This is a genomic window from Paenibacillus sp. HWE-109 (genome assembly GCF_022163125.1).
GTDB lineage: Bacteria > Bacillota > Bacilli > Paenibacillales > NBRC-103111 > Paenibacillus_E.
On the sequence record NZ_CP091881.1, the window covers coordinates 2448225 to 2472801 of the forward strand.

At 47.8% G+C, this 24577-nt stretch carries 23 protein-coding genes; 21 read left to right on the top strand and 2 right to left on the bottom strand.

Features of this window, described 5'->3' with window-relative positions; genetic code table 11:
• Position 1: 1 nt before the first annotated feature.
• Genes LOZ80_RS09975 through LOZ80_RS09990 form a run of 4 tightly spaced genes read left to right on the top strand, consistent with a single transcriptional unit; the run spans position 2 to position 4218 of the window.
• The gene (locus LOZ80_RS09975; protein ID WP_238171287.1) at positions 2-1222 is read left to right on the top strand and encodes an STM4014 family protein; all 1221 of its coding nucleotides are present in this window, start codon (positions 2-4) and stop codon (positions 1220-1222) included.
• Positions 1219-2004 carry an STM4013/SEN3800 family hydrolase gene (locus LOZ80_RS09980; RefSeq protein ID WP_238171288.1) on the top strand — a complete coding sequence of 262 codons (786 nt, stop codon included), beginning with the start codon at positions 1219-1221 and terminating at the stop codon, positions 2002-2004. Before LOZ80_RS09975 ends, LOZ80_RS09980 begins: the two co-directional genes overlap by 4 nt.
• Before the next feature lie 16 nt (positions 2005-2020).
• Entirely contained in the window at positions 2021-3367 is a 1347-nt protein-coding gene (locus tag LOZ80_RS09985) for an STM4012 family radical SAM protein (RefSeq protein ID WP_238172940.1), read from the top strand.
• On the top strand, positions 3364-4218 hold the full coding sequence (locus LOZ80_RS09990; RefSeq protein ID WP_238171289.1) for an STM4011 family radical SAM protein: 855 nt from the start codon (positions 3364-3366) through the stop codon (positions 4216-4218). Before LOZ80_RS09985 ends, LOZ80_RS09990 begins: the two co-directional genes overlap by 4 nt.
• 79 nt (positions 4219-4297) lie before the next feature.
• Here LOZ80_RS09990 and LOZ80_RS09995 read toward each other — a convergent pair whose 3' ends face one another.
• On the bottom strand, positions 4298-4969 hold the full coding sequence (locus LOZ80_RS09995; protein ID WP_238171290.1) for a class I SAM-dependent methyltransferase: 672 nt from the start codon (positions 4967-4969) through the stop codon (positions 4298-4300).
• A 483-nt stretch (positions 4970-5452) separates the two neighbouring features.
• Between LOZ80_RS09995 and thrS the strand changes: the two genes are divergently transcribed.
• From thrS to LOZ80_RS10035, 8 genes are all read left to right on the top strand, one after another.
• Positions 5453-7372 carry a threonine--tRNA ligase gene (thrS, locus tag LOZ80_RS10000; protein ID WP_238171291.1) on the top strand — a complete coding sequence of 640 codons (1920 nt, stop codon included), beginning with the start codon at positions 5453-5455 and terminating at the stop codon, positions 7370-7372.
• A gap of 134 nt (positions 7373-7506) precedes the next feature.
• The gene (locus tag LOZ80_RS10005; protein ID WP_238171292.1) at positions 7507-8067 is read left to right on the top strand and encodes a GNAT family N-acetyltransferase; all 561 of its coding nucleotides are present in this window, start codon (positions 7507-7509) and stop codon (positions 8065-8067) included.
• A 178-nt stretch (positions 8068-8245) separates the two neighbouring features.
• Positions 8246-9082, top strand: a complete 837-nt coding sequence (locus tag LOZ80_RS10010; protein ID WP_238171293.1) for a sugar phosphate isomerase/epimerase family protein — start codon at positions 8246-8248, stop codon at positions 9080-9082.
• 483 nt (positions 9083-9565) lie between these two features.
• On the top strand, positions 9566-10342 hold the full coding sequence (locus tag LOZ80_RS10015; protein ID WP_238171294.1) for an ABC transporter ATP-binding protein: 777 nt from the start codon (positions 9566-9568) through the stop codon (positions 10340-10342).
• Between the two features lie 17 nt (positions 10343-10359).
• The gene (locus tag LOZ80_RS10020; RefSeq protein WP_238171295.1) at positions 10360-11208 is read left to right on the top strand and encodes an ABC transporter permease; all 849 of its coding nucleotides are present in this window, start codon (positions 10360-10362) and stop codon (positions 11206-11208) included.
• Between the two features lie 34 nt (positions 11209-11242).
• On the top strand, positions 11243-12100 hold the full coding sequence (locus tag LOZ80_RS10025; RefSeq protein ID WP_238171296.1) for an ABC transporter permease: 858 nt from the start codon (positions 11243-11245) through the stop codon (positions 12098-12100).
• 23 nt (positions 12101-12123) lie between these two features.
• Positions 12124-13722, top strand: a complete 1599-nt coding sequence (locus LOZ80_RS10030) for an FAD-dependent oxidoreductase (RefSeq protein ID WP_238171297.1) — start codon at positions 12124-12126, stop codon at positions 13720-13722.
• The gene (locus LOZ80_RS10035; protein ID WP_238171298.1) at positions 13719-14060 is read left to right on the top strand and encodes a 4Fe-4S dicluster domain-containing protein; all 342 of its coding nucleotides are present in this window, start codon (positions 13719-13721) and stop codon (positions 14058-14060) included. Before LOZ80_RS10030 ends, LOZ80_RS10035 begins: the two co-directional genes overlap by 4 nt.
• A gap of 61 nt (positions 14061-14121) precedes the next feature.
• Here LOZ80_RS10035 and LOZ80_RS10040 read toward each other — a convergent pair whose 3' ends face one another.
• Positions 14122-14565: a MarR family winged helix-turn-helix transcriptional regulator gene (locus LOZ80_RS10040; RefSeq protein ID WP_238171299.1), complete on the bottom strand. Its 444-nt coding sequence runs from the start codon at positions 14563-14565 to the stop codon at positions 14122-14124.
• Between the two features lie 385 nt (positions 14566-14950).
• Here LOZ80_RS10040 and LOZ80_RS10045 point away from each other — a divergent pair, with 385 nt between their 5' ends.
• The 9 genes from LOZ80_RS10045 to LOZ80_RS10085 all read left to right on the top strand — a co-directional run bounded on the left by LOZ80_RS10045 (position 14951) and on the right by LOZ80_RS10085 (position 24554).
• Positions 14951-16555 (top strand): FAD-dependent oxidoreductase, encoded by a 1605-nt coding sequence (locus LOZ80_RS10045; protein ID WP_238171300.1) that lies wholly within the window; start codon positions 14951-14953, stop codon positions 16553-16555.
• Entirely contained in the window at positions 16552-16887 is a 336-nt protein-coding gene (locus tag LOZ80_RS10050; protein WP_189008653.1) for a 4Fe-4S dicluster domain-containing protein, read from the top strand. The genes LOZ80_RS10045 and LOZ80_RS10050 overlap by 4 nt, the downstream gene beginning before the upstream one ends.
• A 37-nt stretch (positions 16888-16924) precedes the next feature.
• On the top strand, positions 16925-17968 hold the full coding sequence (locus tag LOZ80_RS10055; protein ID WP_238171301.1) for an ABC transporter substrate-binding protein: 1044 nt from the start codon (positions 16925-16927) through the stop codon (positions 17966-17968).
• Between the two features lie 33 nt (positions 17969-18001).
• Positions 18002-18616, top strand: a complete 615-nt coding sequence (locus tag LOZ80_RS10060) for a nitroreductase family protein (protein WP_238171302.1) — start codon at positions 18002-18004, stop codon at positions 18614-18616.
• A complete protein-coding gene (locus LOZ80_RS10065) occupies positions 18600-19877 on the top strand; it encodes an MFS transporter (protein WP_238171303.1) in 1278 nt (425 codons plus the stop codon). Before LOZ80_RS10060 ends, LOZ80_RS10065 begins: the two co-directional genes overlap by 17 nt.
• Before the next feature lie 103 nt (positions 19878-19980).
• Positions 19981-20814 (top strand): nicotianamine synthase family protein, encoded by an 834-nt coding sequence (locus LOZ80_RS10070; RefSeq protein ID WP_238171304.1) that lies wholly within the window; start codon positions 19981-19983, stop codon positions 20812-20814.
• Positions 20815-20904: 90 nt separating this feature from the next.
• Positions 20905-22503 (top strand): response regulator transcription factor, encoded by a 1599-nt coding sequence (locus LOZ80_RS10075; RefSeq protein ID WP_238171305.1) that lies wholly within the window; start codon positions 20905-20907, stop codon positions 22501-22503.
• A 173-nt stretch (positions 22504-22676) separates the two neighbouring features.
• A complete protein-coding gene (locus LOZ80_RS10080) occupies positions 22677-23603 on the top strand; it encodes an ABC transporter permease (protein ID WP_238171306.1) in 927 nt (308 codons plus the stop codon).
• A 24-nt stretch (positions 23604-23627) separates the two neighbouring features.
• A complete protein-coding gene (locus LOZ80_RS10085; protein ID WP_238171307.1) occupies positions 23628-24554 on the top strand; it encodes a carbohydrate ABC transporter permease in 927 nt (308 codons plus the stop codon).
• Positions 24555-24577 lie beyond the last annotated feature (23 nt).

A 24577-nucleotide genomic window follows, 5' to 3' on the forward strand; every position in this document is an offset into this window, starting at 1 on the left:
CATGGCACCGATGCTATTAATCGGCAACCCTGGGAATCGCCGGACGAACGGCGTGCAAGCAGCAAGGGTTAGACTTGGCATGTCCCCAGCGGTTGTCGTGCCCTATCTGGCTTTGTTAAAAGGCGAGATTTCGCTAGCCGAAGTGGCTGAACGTGAGGGCTTGCAGTTGGGGAAGACACCTTGGCTGCGTTTGGATGCACCTGGGGAGGATCATGAAGTTGAATGCGCATTAATGGCACTAGGTTCTCCAGATGCCGCAGGCTTGAATGGCGGAGATCGGTTGCTGCCATTCGGCGAGCGAAGCGATCCTGATCCGTGGTCTCAAGCGATGATCGCGGGTTTGAAGGAGCAGCCAGGTCGACTGTATCATCCATCCCAGTGGTTTCGCGGCTATGGACGCTTGCTTGCTCGGATTGAGCAGGAAGCAGCCGAGCTATGGCCAGAAGGACAGTGGGTGAACGCGCCGCGAGACATAGTCGCTATGTTTGATAAAAGAAGGACGCATGAGGTGTTGCAAGCGGCAGGTGTGCCTGTTCCTCGGCCATTGGCTGAGCCTGATCGGATTTCGAATTATGAAGAATTGAAGGAATTCATGCTCATGCAACGGAAGCACCGGATATTCATCAAGCTAGCTTGCGGATCGGGCGCATGCGGTGTTGTCGCTTATCAAATTAATCCAGTCACTGGCGCGGAATTAGCAGTAACAACAGTTGGCGTTGAGTCTTATCTGTCCAGGCCTTCGATGTTTTATAATTCTATGAAGATTCTCACCTATTCAGACAGGAAGACGATCAGAACCATCGTTAACTGGCTGCTTCAGCAGGGTACGCATATCGAGCAATGGATAGCGAAGGCCGCTTACGAAGAGAGGTCCTTCGATGTCCGTCAACTTGTTGTTGCTGGAGAACCCTGTCATAGCATTGCCAGGGTTAGTCGATCCCCGATTACGAACCTGCATTTGCGCAGTGAGCGGATGAGTCTGGAGGCTGTAGGATTGGATGCAAACTTGCGAAATTCCGTAGGGGTGTGTGCGGCTCAAGCACTTGCGGCATTTCCCGGTTCTTTGGTTGCTGGCGTGGATGTATTGCTGAGCCGCGGGGCATTGCAGCCGTATGTGTTAGACGTCAATCCGTTCGGCGACTTGCTTTACAAGGTGCAGTTCCAAGGAGAAGACACTTATGCCTGGGAACTTATGAACTGTGCTAAAGGGGAACAGATATGACAGATATGAACGCGATTATCGGCACCCATGATCTTGTCATGATTACGCTGGATACACTGCGTTATGATGCTGCTGATCTGGAGGAGTCCAATTGTCCAAACTTATGCGGCAGCGGATCTTGGGAGAAGAGGCATACGCCAGGCAGCTTTACGTATGCGGCTCATCACGCTTTTTTTGGCGGCTTTTTGCCGACGCCGGCAACGCCGAACAAAGCTGATCATGTGCGTTTGTTTCACTCCAAACATACCGGGCTCAAGACGCATCCGCATACATGGCTATTCGATACACCGGATCTCGTATCAGGGTTGCAAGCGGAAGGCTACCGAACGATCTGCATCGGCGGCGTTATTTTCTTTACCAAGAAAGTGCCGCTTGCCCGAGTGCTGCCAGGTTATTTTCAACAAAGCTACTGGCGGATGACGTTTGGCGTAACGAACCCTCGTTCCACAGAGCATCAGGTCAATCACACAATTAAACTTCTGGATCAGTTGGATGAGAAGGAACGGCTGTTTCTATTTCTAAATGTATCTGCGATTCATGGACCTAATCACTATTACGTTAAGGGGGCCAAGCGAGACTCCATAGAGACCCAACGTGCAGCACTGCGCTATGTGGATGGTGAATTAGGTCGTTTGTTCGATGTACTGCGAAAGCGGGAACGGCCTGTGTTCTGTCTTGTTTTCTCAGATCACGGCACTTGTTATGGGGAAGATGGTTATGAAGGACATCGGCTTGCGCATGAAGCTGTATGGACTGTACCTTATCGTGAGTTTATTCTATAAAGGATGTGAGCGGAAGATGACTTCTAGCGATACTTCAAGGATCCGCAGTTGGGCTGATCATATGCGTGCAGAACCTTACCGTTCTTATTTATATGCTTATCCGCACAAAACCGCCTATCGGGAGCTGGAACCGAGCAGGCCATTGTCAGAGCTTTGGGCCCAAGAAACGGCTGAAACGTATTTCTTGTACATGCACATCCCATTTTGCGGAGCACGCTGCGGTTTCTGCAATTTGTTCACTTTGCCTGATAAAAGAACTAGCAGTCATGAACAATACGTTGATGCATTGGAACGGCAAGCGCGCGAGTGGGCTTCTTTTGCAGGCGGCAAGCCATTTGCCCGGTTCGCAATCGGTGGCGGAACGCCGACCTTGCTTGAGCCGCAACAGCTTGAGCGCTTATTTGGGATTGCCGAGGAAGTGATGGGGTTAGATACCCGGCAAGCGTCCATCTCTGTCGAGACATCCCCGGAAACGGTGACGGAGGCAAGGCTTCGAATCTTGCATGCGCACCGCGTAGATCGAGTCAGTATGGGGATTCAAAGCTTTATTGAGGATGAATCAGCAGCGATATATCGGCCGCAAAAACCTCTTGAAGTGGAGAGAGCTTTGACCTTGTTGAAGAGCGAGCCGTTTCCAATTCTTAATTTGGACCTCATTTATGGGTTGCCTGGACAAACGGTTGCCACTTGGCTGTATTCTGTTGAGCGAACACTGGCTTATGAACCGGAAGAAGTGTTCATCTATCCGTTATATACACGTGAGCAAACCATTGTTAAACCTGATGATATTCGCCGCGTTGGTATCGACATTCGGATGGACTGTTATTTGGCTGCGCGCGATCGTTTGCGAGAAGCGGGATATATCCAGCATTCCATGCGTCGATTCGCTAAACCAACGGCCTCTTCGGCCAAGCAATTGCTGCCATATGGCTGCCAGGAAGACGGGATGGTTGGTTTAGGCTGCGGCGCACGCTCGTACACCAGAGAGCTCCATTATGCTTCACGCTACGCCGTGGATCGCCAAGCTACGGCAAGTATTATTGCCGATTATGTCGCTGCCGAGCGCCATGATAGAGCAGACTACGGCTATCAGTTGAATAAAGCGGAGCAACAGCGCCGATTTATTCTCAAAGCCATTTTGCATACAGAAGGATTGGAGCTTTCAAGTTACGTTGAACGCTTCGCTAGTCAAGCTTTGGAGGATTACCCGGACCTTGCTCTATTGCTGGAAAATGGTTTTGCGACGAACACAGATGGGATATTGCGACTGACGGATGAAGGTTTAGCGTATTCGGATGCGATCGGTGATTGGTTCATTTCTCCAGAAGTGAAGGAACGCATGGAAGGATATGTTTTCGTATGAGAGCAACCATTTATTACAGAGGCAGCTTGTCTTCTTGTAATTATGATTGTCCGTACTGTCCTTTTAGCAAGAATAAAGACAATGCGGCAACTTTGGCCAAAGATCGTTCTCAACTTCTCACGTTTGTTAATTGGGTTAAAGCGCAGGAGAGAGAGGGGCATCGTCTTGCTCTATTTTTTAATCCTTATGGGGAAGGGCTGGTTCATCGCTGGTATCGAGAAGCCATGATTGAGCTGTCTCTGATGCCCCATGTTGACAAAGTGGCGATCCAAACGAATTTGTCGGCAAAGCTGAACTGGACGGATGACTTGAATCCGAAGAATGCCGCCTTCTGGGCATCCTATCATCCTGGGCAAGTGGATGAGGCCTTTTTTCTGAACCAATGTTCAGAATTGCATCGACGAGGCCTTTCTTTTAGTGTGGGTTCAGTTGGCGTGAAGAGCGCTTTCTCTGCGCTAGCTTCCCTGCGGCAGGGTTTGCCAACAGATGTGTACATGTGGGTTAATGCCTTTAAAGATAAAAAAGACTATTACACGGCTGCCGATGTCGCTTTTTTACGTGAAATCGATCCTCATTTTGAGCGGAATGCTGTGGATTATAGCAGCCAGGGTAGACCTTGCTCGACGGGAAGAGATGTTTTCTACGTGCAAGGCGCTGGTATCGTGAAAAGGTGTTACAAGGATCGCACGGTAATTGGTCATCTCTATCGGGATGGTCTGGAAGGCCTGTCCGCAGACAGGCCGTGCACAATGAGCTGCTGCGATTGTTACATCGGTTATATTCATATGCCGGAGTTGGCGCTGAGCCGCGTGTATGGGGATCATCTGTTGGAGCGTATCGCAAACGGATAGATGACAAGCCAAGCAACCGGATTGGTAAGGGAGTTTGGCTTGTTCGTGATCAGCGGGAGGTTGATCCTGAAACCGAGCGTCACTCCTGGGCTGATGTGTTTCTCTTCAAAACCGCGCGGAAGCAATATAATCGTCCCCAGATATCGCTGTAAAGCGCATCTGCGGGAAGCTCGAATTGCGCATCAAAAGCAAAAGCAAGTCCTGTCTCATGCACCAATGAGCGAAACATCGATAAGTCGATAGTCGGAAAGTCTAGTGTAAGCAGGAGATAACCATCGGCTTTCAAAGTTCTTCTAAATTCTTTCAGAGCAAGCCGCATATCCGTGAGATCCATGTGTTCAACGACAGAAATACAATAGATTTTATCGAAAAAATCATCCGCATAGGGCAGTTGTGTAATGCTGGATTGAGTAAGCCTGGTCCGCCTGTAATCAATTGCTTTTATTAGCTCGACAGCCTCTACGTTGATCTCGGTTCGCACAGCATCCAATATACTTTGTTCGGAATGAATTCGCGCATCCCAATCACAGGCATAAGCTTCTTGGCATCGCTGACCTAGGGCGAATTTGAAAGGATGAGGCACTCCGCATGCAGCATCCAAGGCAATATCATGCTCATTCATGAACGATGTGCACCAAGCATATTCATAAGGACGACTCCACCATGTTTCTGGCAATGGGTAAATAAGTTCTTGCACAGACGGATCAGATGCGAGGATAAATCGGGATTGAAGATGAGAATGGTTCGTCATTCCAAGGCCTCCTCAATAATGATGACAATGCGCAGTGGCAACCGCTAGCTTAATCCCCCCTCATTCTTATGCGAATTTCGCAACCGTTAGAAGGATTTCCTTGACTTCCCGCTCTGTGATGAGTAATATAATAAATTAATTGCATAACAGGCATTGACCAAAGACATGATTTCCTTCACGAACTGCCCAGAGAGAGAAGTTCAGGCTGAAAGCTTCTCCTGTAAACGGATGTGAAATTACCCCTTTGCAGCCGTGTTGTAGAACCCGTTAAGATTAGCTTGGCGGCAGTAAACAACACCGAGTTATCTTCGATATCAGATACTAATAAGGACCTTGCAGCTGCAATCTTGGGTATTGAACCCAATTGTCAGGCAGGTCGAATTAGGGTGGAACCACGAGCTGAACGCACTCGTCCCTTCTTGGGCGAGATGCGTTTTTTTGCGTTCATATAAATCGAGAAAAAGTAGAAATGGAGGCTGCATCATGGAAATTAAAGTTTCGTTGTCGGATGGATCAATCAGGAGGTATCCGCTTGGCACCACAGTTGAACAAGTTGCTGAGTCAATAAGTATGGGCTTGAAGAAACAGGCAGTCGCCGGAAAGGAAAATGGAAAGCTCGTTGATTTGAACTATCCAATCCAGCAGGATGGCCTAATCGAAATTGTAACTCTGGATAGCAAGGAAGGATTAGAGGTCTATAGGCATACAACCGCTCATATCATGGCTCAAGCGATTAAGCGAATTTATGGGAGCAAAGCAGTTAAGCTCGGCATAGGACCTGTGATTGAGGATGGCTTCTATTATGATATGGATCTTGAAAAGCCGCTTTCCCCTGATGATCTTGGATTGATTGAGAAAGAGATCGAAAAAGTGATCCAAGAAAATGTGCCGATTGTCCGCCGAATCGTTAGTCGGGCGGAAGCGATACAAATTTTTGAAGAACTTGAAGATCCTTTGAAACTGGAGTTGATTCGTGATTTGCCAGAAGAGGCGGTCATCACCATCTATGATCAAGGTGAATTTCTGGATTTATGCCGTGGCCCTCATCTTCCTTCAACAGGCAGAGTTAAAGCATTTAAATTACTGAGTGTTGCTGGCGCATATTGGCGCGGCGATTCAAAGAATAAGATGCTGCAGCGCATTTATGGTACTTCCTTTCCTAAGAAGAGCCAGTTAGAAGAACATCTGCACGTCCTTGAAGAAGCGAAGAAACGCGATCACCGCAAGCTGGGCAAGGAACTCGAGCTGTTTATGTTTTCGGAAGAAGCGCCTGGCATGCCTTTCTTTTTGCCTAAGGGGATGACTATCCGCACAGAGTTGGAGAATTTTGCCCGTGAGCTGCAAAGACAGCGGGATTACGATGAAGTGCGGACACCGCTCATGATGAACAATCGTGTTTGGGAGCAATCCGGACATTGGGATCACTACAAAGAGAATATGTACTTCACGAATGTCGATGATACGAAATTTGCGCTCAAACCAATGAACTGTCCGGGACATATGCTTATTTTCAAAAATGCGCTTCACTCTTATCGGGAATTGCCTATCAGACTTTCGGAGTTTGGACAAGTGCATCGTCACGAGTATTCCGGAGCATTGAATGGGATGATGCGGGTGCGGACATTTTGCCAGGATGATGCTCATTTATTCGTATTGCCCGAGCAAATAGAAGACGAAATTGGACGAATCATCTCGCTGATTGACCATGTCTATCAAGTACTAGGCTTCGAATATAAGGTTGAGTTATCCACTCGTCCCGAAGATTCCATGGGCTCCGAGGAGCTTTGGGATCAGGCTGAAAAGTCTCTGGCGAATGTGCTTGATAAGCTGGGCATTGATTATGTTGTTAATGAAGGCGATGGAGCCTTCTATGGTCCCAAAATTGATTTTCACATTTTGGATGCCCTCAAACGAAGCTGGCAGTGCGGGACGATTCAATTGGATTTCCAGATGCCGGAGAAATTCGATCTCACTTACATCGGTGAAGATAGCCTCAAGCATCGGCCGGTGGTTATACATCGCGCTTTGTACGGCTCTATCGAGCGCTTTATCGGTATTTTGACAGAACATTTTGTTGGCGCATTCCCTGTATGGCTCTCTCCGGTCCAAGCGAAAGTTCTGCCTGTCTCAGATCATTATCTGGACTATGCGTTCCAAGTGAAGAAGCAGTTAGAACAGGCTGGCATCCGTGTAGAAGTAGATGGAAGAAACGAGAAGTTGGGTTACAAAATTCGTGAAGCGCAGCTTGAGAAAGTACCTTATATGCTTGTACTTGGCGAGACAGAGAAGAACTCGGAAAGCGTAGCTGTACGCAAACGGGGAGAGGGAGATCTCGGCTCTGTGAGTATTCAAGCGTTCGTCGAGCGTATCAAACAAGAAATACATGCCAAAGAACTAATTTAAAATAGCAGTACAGTTAAGGCTTCACTTGCGCTTAAACTTGAGCGTTGGTGAAGCTTTTCTTTCTTGATGAAGCAGCTGAAAATGAGTGATAATAAATCATAAGTAAATTTCCATACAGAAAAGAGTGACGATCGATGACTTGGGAATACATGACGACCGAGACGTGGGATGAAGCGCTATGGCTGCAAGCTGAAAGCGTGTATAACGAGGCTTTTCCTAAGCATGGCAGGAAACCGCGAGAGCTGATCCGACGGATGTTCCAAAGAGGCATTTGCACGCTTCATATTTGGCGCGATCCAACTCAAGTTGTTGCCATGGCGCTCACGGCGACGAATCAGGAGACCAAGGTACTCATTATTGATTATATAGCTGTTCGCAAATCTCAGCGGGGGAAAGGTCTGGGCCGAACTTGCCTAGCAGATATTCGGCATTGGGCGAAGACCCAAGGGAACTGCCGGGAGCTTGTTATTGAAGTTGAAGCTGAAATGACGGAAGAGAATATAGCCCGTATAGCGTTTTGGCAAAAGGTCGGATTTCATTTGACCGATTATGTCCACACGTATGTGTGGGTTCCCGAAACTTACCGGGCTATGTATTTGGATTTGGATGAACAATCGGAACTTCCGGATGATGGGCAGACCCTATTCACTCATATTACGGACTACCATGAAAAAGCCTATCGCGGCAGAGGGTGAAGGGCATGTGGCATTATGGAGTAGAAAATAGGCGAAAAAGTGTTTCCCTTTTCCCGCACAATAAAGTGGTAAGCAGAAAAAAAGCACAATAGGAGATAAATCGGCGTTTTCGCATATGGTGATTAAGGTTTCAGGTTGATAAACTACTATCATTCAGAGAAATGAAAGGATTGAGCTTATGCCTTACTTATCATTAACGAGTTGGAGTTTGCACCGTAATCTGGGACCTTTGCGTTGGACACGCTGGGATGAAACAGCACGTACGACATATACGGAGACGCAGGATCAACCAGAGCTTCTTACTTTATTGGAATTGCCGGCGATTCTAGCTGACAAGGGGTTCACTTCCGTTGAAATATGCCATTTTCATTTTCCAGATACTAGCGCGGGCTACCTGCAGGCTTTGAAGCAATCCTTCCAAAAGGCGGGTATTCGTTTTTATACGCTGCTTATTGAATATGGAGATATATCTAGTGCGGATGCTGGCCGCAGAGAAGCCGATCTTGCATGGATCGAAGGTTGGATTGATATTGCGGCTAATGCTGGAGCCGAGAGGGTTCGCGTCATTGCTGGCGATGCGAATCCTGCGGATCAAGAAGCACTGGAACGTTCAGCTAACGGGCTGAGCGAGTTGGGACAGTACGCTGCTGCGAGAGGCGTGAAAGTGGTCACTGAAAACTTCCATGCGTTAACCTCGGAGGCAGACAACTGCCTTGCCTTGTTAGAGAGATGTGGCGAAACCATTGGATTTACTTCCGATTTCGGTAATTTTAAAGGAGAAGGCAAATATAAGGCGCTTGCCAGAACGATTCCACGCAGTGAATCCATTCATGCCAAGGCGCAAACAGATGCGGGTGGGATTCCCGATGAGGATGAGTTCATTCGCTGCATGGATCTCGTAAAGCAGGCCGGTTATGAAGGGCCGATTACGCTTGTATATGACGGGCCTGGCGACATGTGGGAAGGTATCGAGCGTGTTCGTAAGCTGGCAGCACCTTATTTCACGGTGAAATAGTGCATCCCGATAAAACTTATCGGAATATAAGAAAATATAATTGACGAAGTTTAATAAAGAATGTTAATCTATGAATAGAAAAGTTTAATTCATATTAATCCTACGGATAAACAATGAAATTAATCAACAACTTCCATACGCTTGAATTGTGACTACCGTTTAAACGGAGACGCTTTTTCTCTACCTAGAGAAAAGTGTCTTTTTTTTTACCTATCAGCTAAATGGATTGGGTTGAGATAAGGGAACTACAAGCCGCTATACTAGCAAAAAGTGGCCTTATAGCAAGGTTGAGGGAACTACAGGGCGCTATTTTGCTGTTTGCTGGGAAATTCAGCACATTTCGTAGAAATAAGACCCTGTAGTTCCTCTATTGCGTCAACATCCCTGCTATTTACCTAAATAGGGTCCTACAGTTCCCTTAATAGGACGTGTCGCATGGTGACTACACTGATTTTCTTACATTTTAAAGAGGAGTTGATCTTCATGAGCGAACCATTATTGAAAATCCAACATTTAAACAAAACGTTTCAGTCGAACAAAGGGTCTGTTCAAGCGCTGCATAACATCCAATTGCATGTAAAAGAGGGAGAGTTTATTACCGTCATTGGTCCAAGCGGCTGCGGCAAAAGCACGCTGCTCAAAATTATAGCAGGACTGGATGTTCAATACTCTGGAGATGTTCATCTCGGCGGACAGCCGATTAAGGGGCCAGGTATTGACAAAGGATTTATTTTTCAAGAGCCGCGCCTATTCCCTTGGCTGACCGTTGAAAAAAACATCGCCGCAGATCTTTCTCTCCGGGATCCAAATGTCCGCAAAAAAGTGGATGAACTGATTGGACTAGTTCGTTTAGAGGGATTTCAGAAGTCGTTTCCAAGAGAATTGTCCGGTGGGATGGCTCAACGAGTGGCGATCGCAAGAGCTCTACTCCGGAATCCTAAGGTGCTGCTGCTTGATGAACCATTCGGAGCCTTGGATGCTTTTACGAGAACGCATATGCAGGAAGTGCTGATCGATATTTGGCAAAAAAATAAAACGACGATGATTTTTGTCACGCATGATATTGATGAGGCGATCTATTTGGGCAATCGTGTTGTCATTCTTAAACCGCGTCCTGGCGCGATTCGGAATATTGTTTCTATTGATTTGCCGATTCCCCGCAAAAAAACAACGACATCATTTCAAGAGTTACGTCTAAAGGTGCTTAGTGAATTCGAAAAGATCGAAGAGCTGGAACTCGTAGATAGCTCTGGTATCTAATAGGGAGGGGGATTTCGATGAGCCGACAAGGACATTTAGTTGGTGTTGAACTGGACACTGGACAGAAAAGGCCGCTGACAGATCGACAGGTGAGAGTCAAACAACGTATATATCGAACACTTCTTGGGGCACTTGTCCCCATAATCGTACTGATCGCGTGGCAGGTATTAGGTCAATTCGGAATTATTTCATCGTTGCTGTTTCCGACACCAATCCGAATCATCAACGCTGGCATTCGCTTAATTCAAACAGGTGAGCTTTATGACAATATCAAAATCAGCGTGCTGCGAGCGCTCTCAGGCTTCGTGTTAGGAGGATCGCTTGGGCTTGCTTTCGGTATTTTCGTTGGTTTATTTCGCAAAACGGAGAGGGCGTTAGATCCAACGGTTCAAATGATTCGTATGGTGCCACATCTTGCGATTGCGCCTTTGTTTATTTTGTGGTTCGGGATCGGTGAAACCGCCAAGGTTTTGTTAATTGCCAAAGGAGCTTTCTTTCCGCTTTATATCAATGCTTTTCTGGGAATTCGCGGCGTAGACAATAAATTGTTTGATGTGACACGTGTGCTTGGATTTAGTAAATGGAAGCAAATTATTCGTTTAACCATACCAGGAGCGCTGCCCCATATTTTACTGGGCGTTCGAATCTCGCTTGGCGTATCGTGGCTTGGCCTTGTCGTAGCGGAACTAATGGGTTCCACCTCGGGTATCGGTTATATGATGTCGGATGCGAGACAATTTTCCAAAACACCGGTCGTTTTCGTCGGTATCCTCATTTTCGCTGTTTTCGGAATCGTGGCGGATTCGGCAGTGAGATTACTAGAACGTAAATGGCTTAGCTGGCAAGACAGTTATAAAGGAAGATAAGTGATCATTACTAAGGCATAGGAGGCGTGATGAAATGAGTAATAGTGTCAAAGCGATTCGACAAGCGCCACAAGGAATCGGGGAGTCAGACAAGGGGGAACTGGGACTACTTAGAATAAAATGGTATCGGGATAAACTAAATGACATCGTCATCGGCTCGATTTTGCCGTTATTAATTGTAGTTATCTGGCAACTTTCAGGTGACTTAGGGCTGTTCTCACCTACTTTTCTACCTACTCCTTGGCAAATTGCTTCTGAATTTCGCACCTTAATAGCATCCGGCGAGCTCTCGCAGCACTTAGCGATTTCCCTGCAACGAGCGGCCATCGGTTTTGTAATTGGGGGATCGATAGGGCTTATTTTCGGGTTTTTCGTTGGTTTTATTCAAAAGCTGGAATTTATGCTCGATCCGTCGTTCCAAATGCTGCGGATGATTCCTCATTTGGCGATCGCTCCGCTTATTATTCTGTGGTTTGGCTTTGGGGAAGTATCCAAGATTGTGATCATCGCAAATGGCGCTTTTTTCCCGATGTATATCTATACATTTTTGGGAATTCGCAGTGTAGATCATAAGTTTTTCGAGGTGGCTCAAGTGCTGAATTTCAGCAAATCGAAGCAGATTTTCCGTTTAATTCTTCCGGCCTCGTTGCCTGGTATTTTGTTAGGGCTGCGCTTATCTGTAGCTATTTCATGGTTAGGTCTAGTGGTCGCAGAATTGATCGGCTCTCAGGAAGGAATCGGTTTCCTGATCAATTATGGCAAGCAGAATTCAAGTGCTGAACTTATTTTTGTCGGTGTTATTATTTTTGCTGTGATCGGCAAACTCGTGGATTCGCTCGTGCGTTTGCTGGAAAGAAAATGGCTGAGCTGGAGAGACAGCTTTCAAGGCTAGATGAACATCAAGGGGGGAAACCGATGAGCTCAGCCGAGGTTGTAAAATGGGAGGCCGATGTCTTAGTTATCGGCGGCGGTCCCGCAGGGGCATGGGCAGCATGGAGCGCAGCCCAACAGAATGCCAAGGTGATTTTGGTTGATAAAGGCTACTTGGGATCGAGCGGAGCTACGGCTCCCGGAGGAACGAATCTCTTGTATTTACCGCCAGATCCTGAGCTTAGGGAGAAGGCTGTCCAGCAGCGCTACCGAGAGAGCGGTTATTTGGCAGAACCTGCATGGATTCACCGTGTACTGGATCAAGTGTATGAGAGCTTGCTGTTGGTTGAGGGCTGGGGCTATCCGTTTCGTCGGGATGAGCAAGGTGTCCCGTTGCGCGATCATTTGCAGGGGCCTGAGTATATGAAAATCATGCGCCGCCAAGTGAAACGCGCGGGTGTGAAGATCTTGGATCAGTCACCGGCGCTTGAACTGCTGGTGGATGAGAATGGCGTTGGAGGCGCTCGCGGGATCTCAAGACTCGATGAGACAGAATGGGAAGTTCGCGCTAATGCCGTCGTAATTGCGACGGGGGGCTGCGCATTCCTCAGCAGAGGCTTGGGCTGCAATGTGCTGACGGGCGATGGCTTGCTTATGGCAAGCGAGCTTGGCGCAGAGCTGTCCGGTATGGAATTTACGCGGCAATACGCGCCAAGTGCGGCATTTGGCACGGTAACTCGCGGCCGGCTGCTGAACTGGGCAACCTACACCGCGGAAGATGGAACCGTGCTGCAAGGGGGTGGTCCGCGTGCAGGTGACTTTCTGCCAACGATGCTGAGCAAGGGACCTGTCTATGCGGTGCTTAACCATGCAGATACCCCAGAGAAGCAGGAGATATTACGCAAATCACATGCAATTTTCTTCCTGCCGCTGGATCGTGCGGGCATCGATCCTTTCAAGGAACGGTTCCCGCTGACGCTTCGCTACGAGGGAACCGTTCGCGGAACAGGCGGCATCCGCCTGACCGATGACAGCTGCGAATCAACGGTTCCCGGCCTTTATGCCGCCGGTGACGCCGCAACCCGTGAGCGCGTCACGGGTGCGAAGTCTGGTGGAGGCGCGTTCAACGCCTCCTGGGCGATCTCTTCCGGCACGTGGGCCGGCGCCGGCGCAGCGAAGCATGCGCTGGCCTTGGGCCGCGGCGCAGCCGGAAGGGACTTGCGACCAGCCGGCCGCTATGGCCTGGTCGACAAGGAAGCGGCACCCGAGCGCATCATCGATGCGGGGGCCTTGGTTAAGGCTGTCCAGCAAGAGGTATTCCCGCTGGACATCAACTATTTCCGCAGCGAGCCCGTGATCCGCCAATCGCTGGAGCGATTGAACGGGCTGTGGGCGAGCTTGCGGGGAACCGTGCAGCCGACGGTGCAGGGGCGGGTGCGCACGAGAGAAGTCGCGGCGATGATCGCGACAGCGCGTTGGATGTACACCGCAGCGCTGGAACGCAAGGAGACGCGTGGCTTGCATATGCTCCAAGAATACCCTGAGACAGACCCTGCACAGCAGTATCGCTTGCTGGTATCAGGGATTGATGAGATCCACATCCGCAAAGAGGAGAAGTCTGCACAGGAGGTGTTGATCCCTTGATTGAGCTCGTAAGTTCTGAACGTTGTGTAGGCTGCACGCTATGTGTGAAGGTCTGCCCTACGAATGTATTTGACAAAAATGAGGATGGGGTGCCGATCATCGCCAGGCAGGAGGATTGCCAAACCTGCTTTATTTGCGAAGCTTATTGCCCTGTAGATGCTTTGTATGTAGCGCCATTCGAAGACCCGCTGGACGTAGTTCCGAGTGAAGAAGAATTAATCCAAACCAAGCTGCTTGGCAGCTGGAGAGAAACGATTGGTTGGGGGAAAGGACGAACGACGCTAGCGGAAGTAGATACAACGCCATTCATCGATCTTATTTTACCGCCGCGTCGCTAATGGAAACAGATAGAAAGCCGACTAGCTCAGATCGAGTTTTGACGGCTCTTCAATCAAATAATTATTTGTTGTCTTCTCTGGTGGGCAGTTTGTCAACGAGCCTGCCTAGCAGCTCTACCAGCATCAGCTTCTCTGCTTGCGAGAATTGCTCGAAGGGCTCGGCCAGTTTTTCTTTCCATGCTTGTTCGGTTTGCTGAATAACGGCATAACCCGCATCTGTTAAAATCACCGTTTTCACGCGTGTATCCGTTTCGCTGATTTGCCTAAGCACGAGGCCGCTTTTCTCTAAGCGATCCAGCATTTGTGACATTGTGCTCTGTTGAACATCCAATTTAACGGCGAGTTGACCGATCGTTTGATTCGCTTCATTGGAAAGATGGCGCAGAAGCAGCCATTGGACACGTGTTATGGTTCGGCTCTCAAGCCCGAATGTCGTATACCGCAGATAACGATTAACGGCAATCAGTGAGGCGGCAAGTTGATCCAGCGAATCAGGATGATTCATGTTATTCACTCCAAAAAAAGTTATATATTCCCAAGTTCATTTATATTATATAGCTAACCTATATATATTTCAAATCATATTTCAAATAAAACGGTTGGAAATCTAAGCTTATTTTGTTTTATATCCGGATAAAACTTAGTTGACGAATATAAATGAAGATGCTACTATGATATTATTCTTAGTAAACACCTTGGTTTTGTGGATATAATGTACAACACATGTATCGCGAACTCTTTACTAGGAATGAACGATATGACTACTCGTCCAACCGTACGAACGGAGGCGTTCCTTATTAGGGATGCCTCCTTTTTGTTTTTTGCTTGGTGACTGAAGAGGTCGTATGTTGGCATTTCAATTGAGAATAATTGTTTAGGGGGCAATGGATATGGCGAAGGTATGGGAAGATAGTGAATTGCGGTTGTCTGCTGATGTTCTGGTCATTGGTGGCGGGCCATCTGGAACTTGGGCGGCCTTAACGGCTGCAACGAATGGCTCCAAAGTCATTCTGGTAGATAAAGGGTATTGCGGCACAAGCGGAGCAACGGCGCCATCAGGTACGGGCGTTTGGTATATCAAGCCGGACGAACAGCTTCGTGAGGAAGCAAGGCAAAGTCGATATTTACTCGGCGGTAAATTGGCTGAGGTTCCTTGGATGAATCGTGTGCTCGATCGCACGTATGAGAATATGAATAAATTGGGAGCGTGGGGCTACCCTTTTCCCAAAGATGATAACGGTGATCCTTACAAAAGAGGCTTGCAAGGGCCTGAATATATGAAGCTCATGCGTAAATTGGTACAAAAAGCTGGTGTGCAAATTCTCGATCACAGTCCTGTACTTGAACTGCTTGCCGATGAACACGGTGTTGGCGGTGCGACAGGCGTAAGGACGCAAAGCGGCCAAACGTGGACGGTGCGTGCCGGGGCGGTAGTGATCGCGACAGGCGGTTGTGCTTTCCTAAGCAAAGCATTAGGAACGAATGTTTTAACGGGGGATGGTTATTTGCTGGCTGCTGAGGCAGGGGCAGACTTCTCCGGCATGGAGTTCTCGAATGCGTACGCGATTTGCCCGACATTCTCTTCCGTGACCAAAACAGCTTACTATCGGTATGCTTCCTTCTATTATGAAGATGGAACCATTGTGGAGGGGGCAGGCTCGCAACGCGGTCGATCCATCATCGCTCGCAATCTGCTGCAAGGTCGTCAAGTGTATGCAAGCTTGGATCAAGCGCCTGAGGATATTCGTCCGCTTCTGCGCGTGAACCAAACGAATTTCTTCCTGCCTTTCGATCGGCTCGGTATCGATCCATTCAAAGATAAATTCCCGGTCACACTGCGCTTGGAAGGAACCGTTCGCGGTACAGGAGGTATTCGTATTATTGACGAGCAATGTTCGACGATTGTGCCAGGCCTCTATGCGGCTGGAGATGCGGCTACTCGCGAACTGATATGCGGAGGTTTCACAGGCGGTGGCAGTCATAATGCCGCTTGGGCGATGTCATCCGGTTCGTTCGCAGGCGAGGGAGCTTCCAAGTTTGCGCGTGATCTCGGTGACAGAGCATCCAATCGCCAGTTGAAAAGTGTCTCCACCACCACATTCGCCAAAGCCGGAGGCAGTGAGGATAAAGGCAAAACAGCAGAAGCCATTCGTGCCGTGCAAGAGGAAGTAACGCCGTATGATCGCAATTTGTTCCGTACGCAAGAAGGGCTGGCTAGCTCAATCACCCGTCTGGATGGACTTTGGACGGATCTGCGCGAACGTACGACGACCCTGGATCTGCAAGGTGTTCGCCATCGTGAAGCTACAGCTATGACAGCGACGGCTCGATGGATGTACAATACCGCACAGGTTCGTACGGAGACTAGAGGGATGCACAAACGTGAGGATTATCCGACATTGGATGATTCGCAGCGCTATCGGTTAATCAGCGGCGGGCTTGACCAGGTCTGGACGCAAAAGGCTGAAGTAAGCAAGGAGGCCGTTACGCCATGATTGAATTGGTCAGCGAGTCCAAATGTGTAGAGTGCAATTTATGCGTGTCGGTTTGTCCAACGAACGTGTTTGATCGCGGGGAGCATGGTATTCCGGTTATTGCGCGTCAAAGCGACTGCCAAACCTGCTTCATGTGCGAGTTGTATTGTCCGGCAGATGCGCTTTATGTCGCTGCGGATGCAGAAGGGCCAACGGCTGTAAGTGAAGCGCTTCTGGATGAACAAGGTCTATTGGGCGGCTATCGTGAGAAAGTAGGTTGGGGCAAAGGCCGCAAACCGGTCGCCGAACATCCTTATATGTATGAATTAGCGAAAAGAACCGCCATAGGGTAATCCCTGTGGCTGCAACCTGAGAGGAGATCGGACAATCATGACAGAGAAACAGATACAAAGAAAAAGGGGATTTTTACGGTCATCAAGTTTGGTCGTTTTGTTAGCGACAATGGTTGGCTTGGTAGCGGCATGCGGCAATTCCGAAGGAGCCTCTAAGCCGGCGAACAGCAGTGCCACAGCAACTAGCAGCGGAGCCAAAGTGCAGCCGCCAAGTGTCATCAATTATGGTTACATTGGGACGAATAAGCTTAATTTTCCGGGCGGGGCGGAAGGCTGGGGCTTTTATAAAGGAATTATTCAAGAAGAATTCAAGAAATACGGCATAACGGATGTTAAATTGGTTGCTTTCCCGAACGGACCCGATCAAAGTGAATCGCTGATCAGCGGCAGACTTGATTTCGGTAGTTTGGGTGATACGCCTGCACTTCTTGCTCGTTCTACCGGAGCCAAAACAAGAGCCATTACACAAGGGGCTACGGACAGTATCGGCTACTTGATTGGCAAGAAAGGCGGACCTCAGTCCATCGCTGATCTGAAAGGCAAAACGGTTGCGATTCAAAAGGGTTCCTTTATGCACCGTTATATTGCTGGTTTGGTGAAAGAACAGAACGTTCCGGATGTGAAATTCATCCATATGCTGCGCCCTGACGGCGAAGCTGCTCTCTCTCGTGGAGAAGTCGATGCGATGACCAACAGCGCAATCTTCGCTTTAAAGCAAATCGAACAAGGCTATCCGTTAATTGATGATGCGTCCAAACATCCCAATTTGATCGGTACCAGCATCACCGTGGCTTCTGAAGAGTATCTGAAGAAATTTCCTGATTTCCAAAAAGTTTGGAATGAAGCGCGTCTCAAAGCACTGAAGGATTTGCAGGCTAAACCTGATGAATATTACCAATTCCTTTCGCAGTTAAATGGCTTTACTCCAGAACTGAACAAGAAAGTTACGCCGATCGAGACGATTAAAGCTGTTAATTTCACCGATGATGGACTCAAGCTGCTCGATGGGACGAAGAAGTTTCTAGTCGATGAGAAGCTGGCAGAGAAAGATTTTGATCTGAATCAGTGGATTCTAAAATAAGCCGATATTTCGATGACGAAAGGAAATGTAAACATGACGACTACTACGCAGGCCGTTTATCAAGCTTCAATATCCCCAGAGGTTGAGGCTAATCGCAAGGCTGAACACCCGGTTCATGCGCTTTTTCTAAACCGTTGGTCGTCTCGTGCTTTCGAACCCAAAGCCGTAGCAGAGGAGACGCTTGCGACTATACTTGAAGCTGCTCGATGGGCGCCGTCGGCAAGTAATCTACAGCCTTGGAAATTTATTGTTGCAAAAACAGAAGCACAGAAACTGAAATTTCAAGATTTCATTAAGCCAAACAACCGTTTATGGACGGATCATGCACCTGTTCTCTTTCTGTTGATTTCTAATAAGCATCGTCCAGATGGCGAGCTGAATGGGGCACATGCCTTTGATACGGGAGCAGCTTGGGCGTCGATTGCTTTTCAGGCGCATCTGCTGGGCCTCGCTACTCGGGCTGTTGGCGGTTATGACAAAGACAAAGCGCGTGAAGTGCTACAGATCCCGGCTGAGTATGAACTGCATGCTGTAATTGCCCTAGGCTATCGCGGTGCTGGTGAAACATTGCCGGAGGAATTGCAGCAACGTGAAATTCCGAACGGTCGGCGAGTTCTGAACGAAAGTATCATTGAAGGTTCATTCTAATCGCATGGAGCACTGGAATCGGCAATTCACTGCGCTTCTGACGGTGCAATTGCTTGTCTCAACAGCTCATGGCATGTTTGTTCCTTTACTGCCCAACTTCCTTGAGGACGTTGGGCATGTTCGTGGGGACTCGCTCTATATTTGGTCAGGAGTTGTATTCTCTGCCAACTTTATTGCGATGATGCTGGCTATGCCGTTCCTTGGCCGCATTGGTGACCGTTATGGCCGCAAGCCTGTTATGCTCTGGTCGGGATTCGGGATGGCCGTCATTACTGCCTGCATGCCGCTTGCTTCGGAACCATGGCAGTTAACGCTGCTGCGTTTTCTGCAAGGCTGCTTCACCGGTATTTTGCCTTTCACCATGGTGTTAGTACTGATCGGAGCCTCTCGCAAAAAAGTCGGCGTATCAGCAGGCACGATGCAGATGATGGGAGAGAGCGGGTCACTCATCGGACCCCTCATCGCTTCATCCTTGCTGTCCTTCATGCCTGTGCAAAGTGCCTACCCAGCCATGAGCGTATTTATTTTCATGGCAGCGATGTGTGTCTTGCTATTTGTGAATGAAGGCCCGCGCACAACGCATATACCTACGAAGGTGAGGGACTCCCTGCTCACTGATTGGAAACGATTGTGGCGTATGAAGCCATTGCCCTCCTTGTTGATCAGTGCCTTATGTGTGAATTTTGCCATCATCGGGACGAATCCCGTCTTGCCCTACTATGTGAAGCAAGCGACGCATACGTTGCCATTTCTCAATGAGCAGTGGCTGCTCGGTGTTACTTTATCGACAACTTCGCTTGCGGTCATTCTGTTCTCTCCCTTCCTTGGCATGATTTCTGACCGCGTTGGACCCTTGCTGCTCCTGAAAGTGGCGACAAGTACTGCGCTGTTGCTTTGTTTGGTGCAAGCGATAACACATTTCTATCCCATTATTCTTGGATGCCGATTTCTGCTTGGGTTGTGTGTAGCAGGCATGATGCCTAATATCCAGGCACAGGTGAGGGGATTGGTTCAGAAGGGGATGGAAGGGCAGACCTTTGCTATGGTAAATTCCTGGATGTTCCTCGGCAGTTTATCCGGCCCGCTCATTGGGGGGATTATCGTTGCCCAGTTTGGCATCCAAGGTTGGTTTGTAGCAGCTATGCTGGTCTTTGCCATCAGCTGCGGGCAAGCTTTTGGAATCGGTCGGTTTTATTCACGTAATGCTCACTTGCAGGTTACACATTCCTTATTTAATCCGGCAACTGAATCTAAACCTTAATGCCACTAGTGGCATTAAGGTTTTTTGGCAACTTACTCATTTCTGTACTTTTCAGGCGAAAAGTCAGATATGCATAGATATCAGGTGCATAATGAGGTGGGCGATGAAAAACGATGATGCTTTTTTGTTTGCTTTGCATAAAATGGAATCGCAGCTAAAACAATTGACATTTAATTTGCGTGAAGGTCACGACTGTATGCAGGTGCTGCAAAATAAATTGGATGAACTGTGCGCGTTTATTAATAACGAGGAACATATCCGTGAATGGCATTTATGCAGTCATGACGCAGAGATTCGAACTCAAGCACAGCTGCTTAGAGCTAGCTCCATTGAAGCTCTTTGTCATGTAGAGAAATATCAATCAAGACGCCTACATAAAGGAGAAAGCCAGATAAGCGACTATATTCGCAACTTATCCCACTCGGTTATAAATGAGCTCGACCTGCTGCAGATTGATCGTCAGTCTAAGGTCATATTTGTTGGTTCTGGCGCGCTCCCGACCTCGTCGTTGATCATTGCAGAGCAAACAGGAGCTGAAGTACTGTGTGTGGATATTGACTCGGAAGCGGTAGAACTGGGAAGACATACAGCAAGGATGTCAGGCCTCGAAGGCAACATTACTTTTACGACTACAAGCTTATTGGAATTAGCATTTACGAGGAAGGCTACGCATGTGTTAATCGCTTCACTTGTCAGCAATAAATTGGAGCTGCTGGAGGAACTCAAGCAGGTCGCCCCTAAGTCAGTGAGAATTATGATGAGATACGGGAACGGGCTCAAATCGTTATTTAATTGCCCGATGGAAGATGATATTTCCGAAGAATGGACGCAGAGGAAAATTAGCAATCCGTCGCAGATCTATGACATACTCCTCATGGAACGTGCCAAACAAATGGGGATGAGTTCAGGATTTTGGCTGTCAATGTACCATAAATAGTATCCATTTGACTCTAGAATTGTACGTCGGACTTGTGATATTTTGGATATGGGTTTCGAAATCAATCTGAATCCACAAGGAGAGACAGCCATGAACTTATTAATTGTGGAAGATGAAATTCGACTCAGACACGCACTAGCTAATAACATCCCTTGGGACCAACATGATATTGAGGTTGTCGGCCAAGCTGGCAATGGCAAAGAAGCTTTGCGCTTAATCGATTTGAAAAAACCGGAAATTATTTTGCTGGATTTGCAAATGCCTGAGATGGACGGCTTGACGTTGGCCAGGCAGCTTCGCGAAACCGACCCCTTTCTGAAAATCATCGTGTTAAGCGGCCATGATGATTTCTCCTATGCCCAGCAAGCGCTTGAACTAGGTGTCATGAAATATTTGCTGAAGCCTGCTGGAGATGAGGAAATTCTGGCTACCGTGCTTGAAGCGGCAGAAAGGTTGAAATCCGAGCTTGAACAGCATCATAACGAAGTGGAGTTAAAGGAGAAGTGGCGGCTGCATTTGCCGCATCTGGTGAATGATTTTTTATTCGGCTGCTTGAAAGGCAAATTCGAGCCATGGGAGATTGAGCACAAAAGCAATACGCTGCAGTTGGAATTGCCGCAGGAGGATCATTACGCCGTTGTCGTCATTGATATGGACCCGATCTCGGAAGAGGAGACGAGGTTCAGCAGGAAGGACACGTCCTTGCTGCAATTCTCGCTTGGCAGTATCACGAAGGAATTCCTCCAGCAAGAAGCGTGTTGGGTTATTTCAGATTATGCCGGCGGGACAGTCGTTATCTTCCATTTAACAGGAAATGAAGCTGCTAATCTTGCACTGCAGAAAATTAATGCCCTGACAGAGAAGCTGCTTTTCACGGTGCATAGCTGTCTCAGACTTAGTGCAAGCGCAGGCATTAGCGGATTTCTGGGCCGGCGTGATGAAATGAACAAGCTGTATATACAAGCTATGCGTGCGCTGCAAAACCGGATTGTGCTTGGACATGATTTGGCAATTCCGTATCGGGAAGAGCAGGGAAGAGAGGCGGAATTGCAGCTCCAGCCGAACTTGGAGAAGGCTCTGGAGATCGCGCTCGAAACGGGCGAAGCCGAGAAGGCTAGCGAAACGTTAAGCATGCTTTGGGATAGCGGAATGCGTAGTGCGGAGACACTTGTGGCTATGCAGGAGTATATTCTTTATTTTGGCAGCTTGTTCGTCCGAATGATTCAGAAACAGGGCTGGCCGGTGCAGGAAGTGGCAGGGGACGACTATGTCTACTTTCATAATCATCGGGAGCTGACAGCGAAGGATCAGATTTTCTTTTGGCTGCAGCGCATGATTAAAGCGTATTTGGCTTACGCGAATCAGCGAAGAAAATCAACGAGTCATGGTGTGATTAAGACCATTCTTGGCTTGGTCGAAAATGAAATTGATCAGGAAATGACACTCCAAGCTGTAGCTGATAGGTTGTACGTTAATTCCTCCTATTTGAGCCGTTTGTTCAAGCAGGAAACAGGCAAAGCTTTCTCCACTTATGTACTTGAAAGGAAAATGGAGAAGGCCAAGGCTACCCTGCAAGAAGGCGCAAGAGTCTATGATGCTGCGGCTGCTGTCGGCTATAGAGATGTGAGTTATTTTACAAGGGTATTTCGCAAATATTGGGGCGTGACACCGGGTGAGGTTCGGAATTGAACGCTCATTCACCTGCAAGTGCAAGCTTTCTCCTAGGTGGAGAAGGCTTTTTTTCTTGTTTCCTAATCGAGAAGTTATCAAAGTACCAAAACAAGTAATATAACTCTAATTCGCAAAAAATCGCCGGATGATACACTAATTACAAGACTAAGAGGCAAGAAGGAGGCGTCGTTTTGAGAGTAAAAAAGCACTATTCACGTCAATTATGGATTGATATTCGCAAAGATTGGGACTTATATCTTGCGCTCCTTCCTGGCCTTGCCTTTCTACTGCTGTTTAAGTATACGCCGATGTATGGCATCATCATTGCCTTTAAGGATTTCAATATTTTTGAGGGAATGGCAGCAAGTCCATGGGTAGGCTGGAAGCATTTTGAAAAGTTGATTTCATCTGAAAGTTTCTTATCTGTTTTTCAGAACACATTGATTATTTCGGTCTATAAAATTTTGTTCCTTTTCCCGCTGCCGATTATCGTAGCGATCTTGCTTAATGAATTAAGACAGGTTGCTTTTAAACGGAGTGTGCAAACGGTCATCTACTTGCCGCATTTCTTGTCATGGGTCATTGTGAGCGGTTTGTTCATTGATATTTTGTCCACGAACGGAGGTATTGTGAATAAAATGATTGTTTCGCTGGGTGGCGAACCGATCCGCTTCTTTCTGGACAGCGATATCTTTCGCTCGGTGCTAGTGACATCCGCTGGGTGGAAGGACACCGGTTGGAATACGATCATTTATTTGGCTGCCTTGGCTGGCATCGACCCTGGACTATATGAATCCGCGAAAATGGACGGAGCGAATAAATGGAAGCAAATTATTCATATTACGCTGCCAGGCTTACTGCCGATAATACTGCTGATGTTTATTCTAAGGCTAGGATATGTGCTTGAAGCGGGTACAGAACAAGTGCTTGTTATGTATAATCCGAGCGTTTATAACGTGGCTGACGTCATAGGCACTTATGTTTACCGCATTGGATTAGGCGAACAGGATTATAGTTTTTCGACAGCTGTAGGCGTATTCGAATCTGTGGTCGCTTTTATCTTAATTTTGACAGGCAACGGATTGGCGAGGAAATTTTTTGGGCGCGGTATCTGGTGATCGGCGCATGAAGGAGGAACAAGAATGAGTGAAAACCTTACCGTTAAAGGATCTATTGGACCAAAGTCGGGCGCGGGCGTCATTCGCGCTTCAACGGGAGAGCGCATTTTCCAAGTCGTAAACGTTCTCTTTTTTATCTTATTAGGTCTCTCCACAATCTTTCCATTCATTAATTTAATTGCCAAATCGCTAAGTGGAGAAGCCGCTGTCGTCTCGGGGATGGTGACGATGTATCCCATTGATTTTCAAGTGGGGACCTACGTTTATGTGGCAAGCAATTCACTATTCTTGAACGCCTTTACGGTCTCCGTCACCGTCACGTTAATTGGATCGCTCTTGGCTCTGGTCATGACAACCCTAGCAGCTTATCCGCTGTCCAAGCCTAGACTGCGAGGACGCAAGTTTTTCATCCTAATGTATCTCTTTACGATGCTGTTTAGTGGCGGGCTAATCCCGACTTATTTACTCATGCATAAGCTTCATTTGATCGATAAACTGCCGGTGCTTTTTCTGCCCTTCATGATCAATGTCTACAACATGCTGATTATCAAAAGCTATTTTGAAAGTTTGCCTGACAGTCTGGAGGAATCGGCGAAAATCGATGGGGCGAGCAATATGAAAATTTTGGTGCGAATCATTTTACCGCTATCCATGCCTGTACTTGCAACGATTGCCCTTTTCTATGCGGTTACATTCTGGAATGATTATTTTACGTCATTGATCTATATCAACTCCGCGGATTTGAAGCCATTGCAGCTTTATTTAAAAGAGCTCTTCGTCACTTCAACCGATGCGTTCCTGAGAACGAATGTGGATGCTTCTCTGAATGTATCGCCGCAGTCGATTCAAGCTGCTTCCATCATTTTGGCGACACTGCCGATTATCCTCGTGTATCCTTTCTTGCAGAAATATTTCGTGAAAGGCGTACTGGTGGGCTCGGTTAAAGGCTGAATTCAAAGTAGCAACCTCATGAA

Bases quoted from the DNA above. Each gene is read 5' to 3' on its own strand.
- LOZ80_RS10010 (WP_238171293.1), top strand. From the start codon at position 8,246: ATGCCTTACTTATCATTAACGAGTTGGAGTTTGCACCGTAATCTGGGA.
- LOZ80_RS10015 (WP_238171294.1), top strand. From the start codon at position 9,566: ATGAGCGAACCATTATTGAAAATCCAACATTTAAACAAAACGTTTCAG.
- LOZ80_RS10085 (WP_238171307.1), top strand. From the start codon at position 23,628: ATGAGTGAAAACCTTACCGTTAAAGGATCTATTGGACCAAAGTCGGGC.
- LOZ80_RS10075 (WP_238171305.1), top strand. From the start codon at position 20,905: ATGAACTTATTAATTGTGGAAGATGAAATTCGACTCAGACACGCACTA.
- LOZ80_RS10040 (WP_238171299.1), bottom strand. From the start codon at position 14,565: ATGAATCATCCTGATTCGCTGGATCAACTTGCCGCCTCACTGATTGCC.
- LOZ80_RS09985 (WP_238172940.1), top strand. From the start codon at position 2,021: ATGACTTCTAGCGATACTTCAAGGATCCGCAGTTGGGCTGATCATATG.
- LOZ80_RS09990 (WP_238171289.1), top strand. From the start codon at position 3,364: ATGAGAGCAACCATTTATTACAGAGGCAGCTTGTCTTCTTGTAATTAT.
- LOZ80_RS09980 (WP_238171288.1), top strand. From the start codon at position 1,219: ATGACAGATATGAACGCGATTATCGGCACCCATGATCTTGTCATGATT.
- LOZ80_RS10005 (WP_238171292.1), top strand. From the start codon at position 7,507: ATGACTTGGGAATACATGACGACCGAGACGTGGGATGAAGCGCTATGG.
- LOZ80_RS09975 (WP_238171287.1), top strand. From the start codon at position 2: ATGGCACCGATGCTATTAATCGGCAACCCTGGGAATCGCCGGACGAAC.
- thrS (WP_238171291.1), top strand. From the start codon at position 5,453: ATGGAAATTAAAGTTTCGTTGTCGGATGGATCAATCAGGAGGTATCCG.
- LOZ80_RS09995 (WP_238171290.1), bottom strand. From the start codon at position 4,969: ATGACGAACCATTCTCATCTTCAATCCCGATTTATCCTCGCATCTGAT.
- LOZ80_RS10070 (WP_238171304.1), top strand. From the start codon at position 19,981: ATGAAAAACGATGATGCTTTTTTGTTTGCTTTGCATAAAATGGAATCG.
- LOZ80_RS10055 (WP_238171301.1), top strand. From the start codon at position 16,925: ATGACAGAGAAACAGATACAAAGAAAAAGGGGATTTTTACGGTCATCA.
- LOZ80_RS10020 (WP_238171295.1), top strand. From the start codon at position 10,360: ATGAGCCGACAAGGACATTTAGTTGGTGTTGAACTGGACACTGGACAG.
- LOZ80_RS10060 (WP_238171302.1), top strand. From the start codon at position 18,002: ATGACGACTACTACGCAGGCCGTTTATCAAGCTTCAATATCCCCAGAG.
- LOZ80_RS10025 (WP_238171296.1), top strand. From the start codon at position 11,243: ATGAGTAATAGTGTCAAAGCGATTCGACAAGCGCCACAAGGAATCGGG.
- LOZ80_RS10030 (WP_238171297.1), top strand. From the start codon at position 12,124: ATGAGCTCAGCCGAGGTTGTAAAATGGGAGGCCGATGTCTTAGTTATC.
- LOZ80_RS10045 (WP_238171300.1), top strand. From the start codon at position 14,951: ATGGCGAAGGTATGGGAAGATAGTGAATTGCGGTTGTCTGCTGATGTT.
- LOZ80_RS10050 (WP_189008653.1), top strand. From the start codon at position 16,552: ATGATTGAATTGGTCAGCGAGTCCAAATGTGTAGAGTGCAATTTATGC.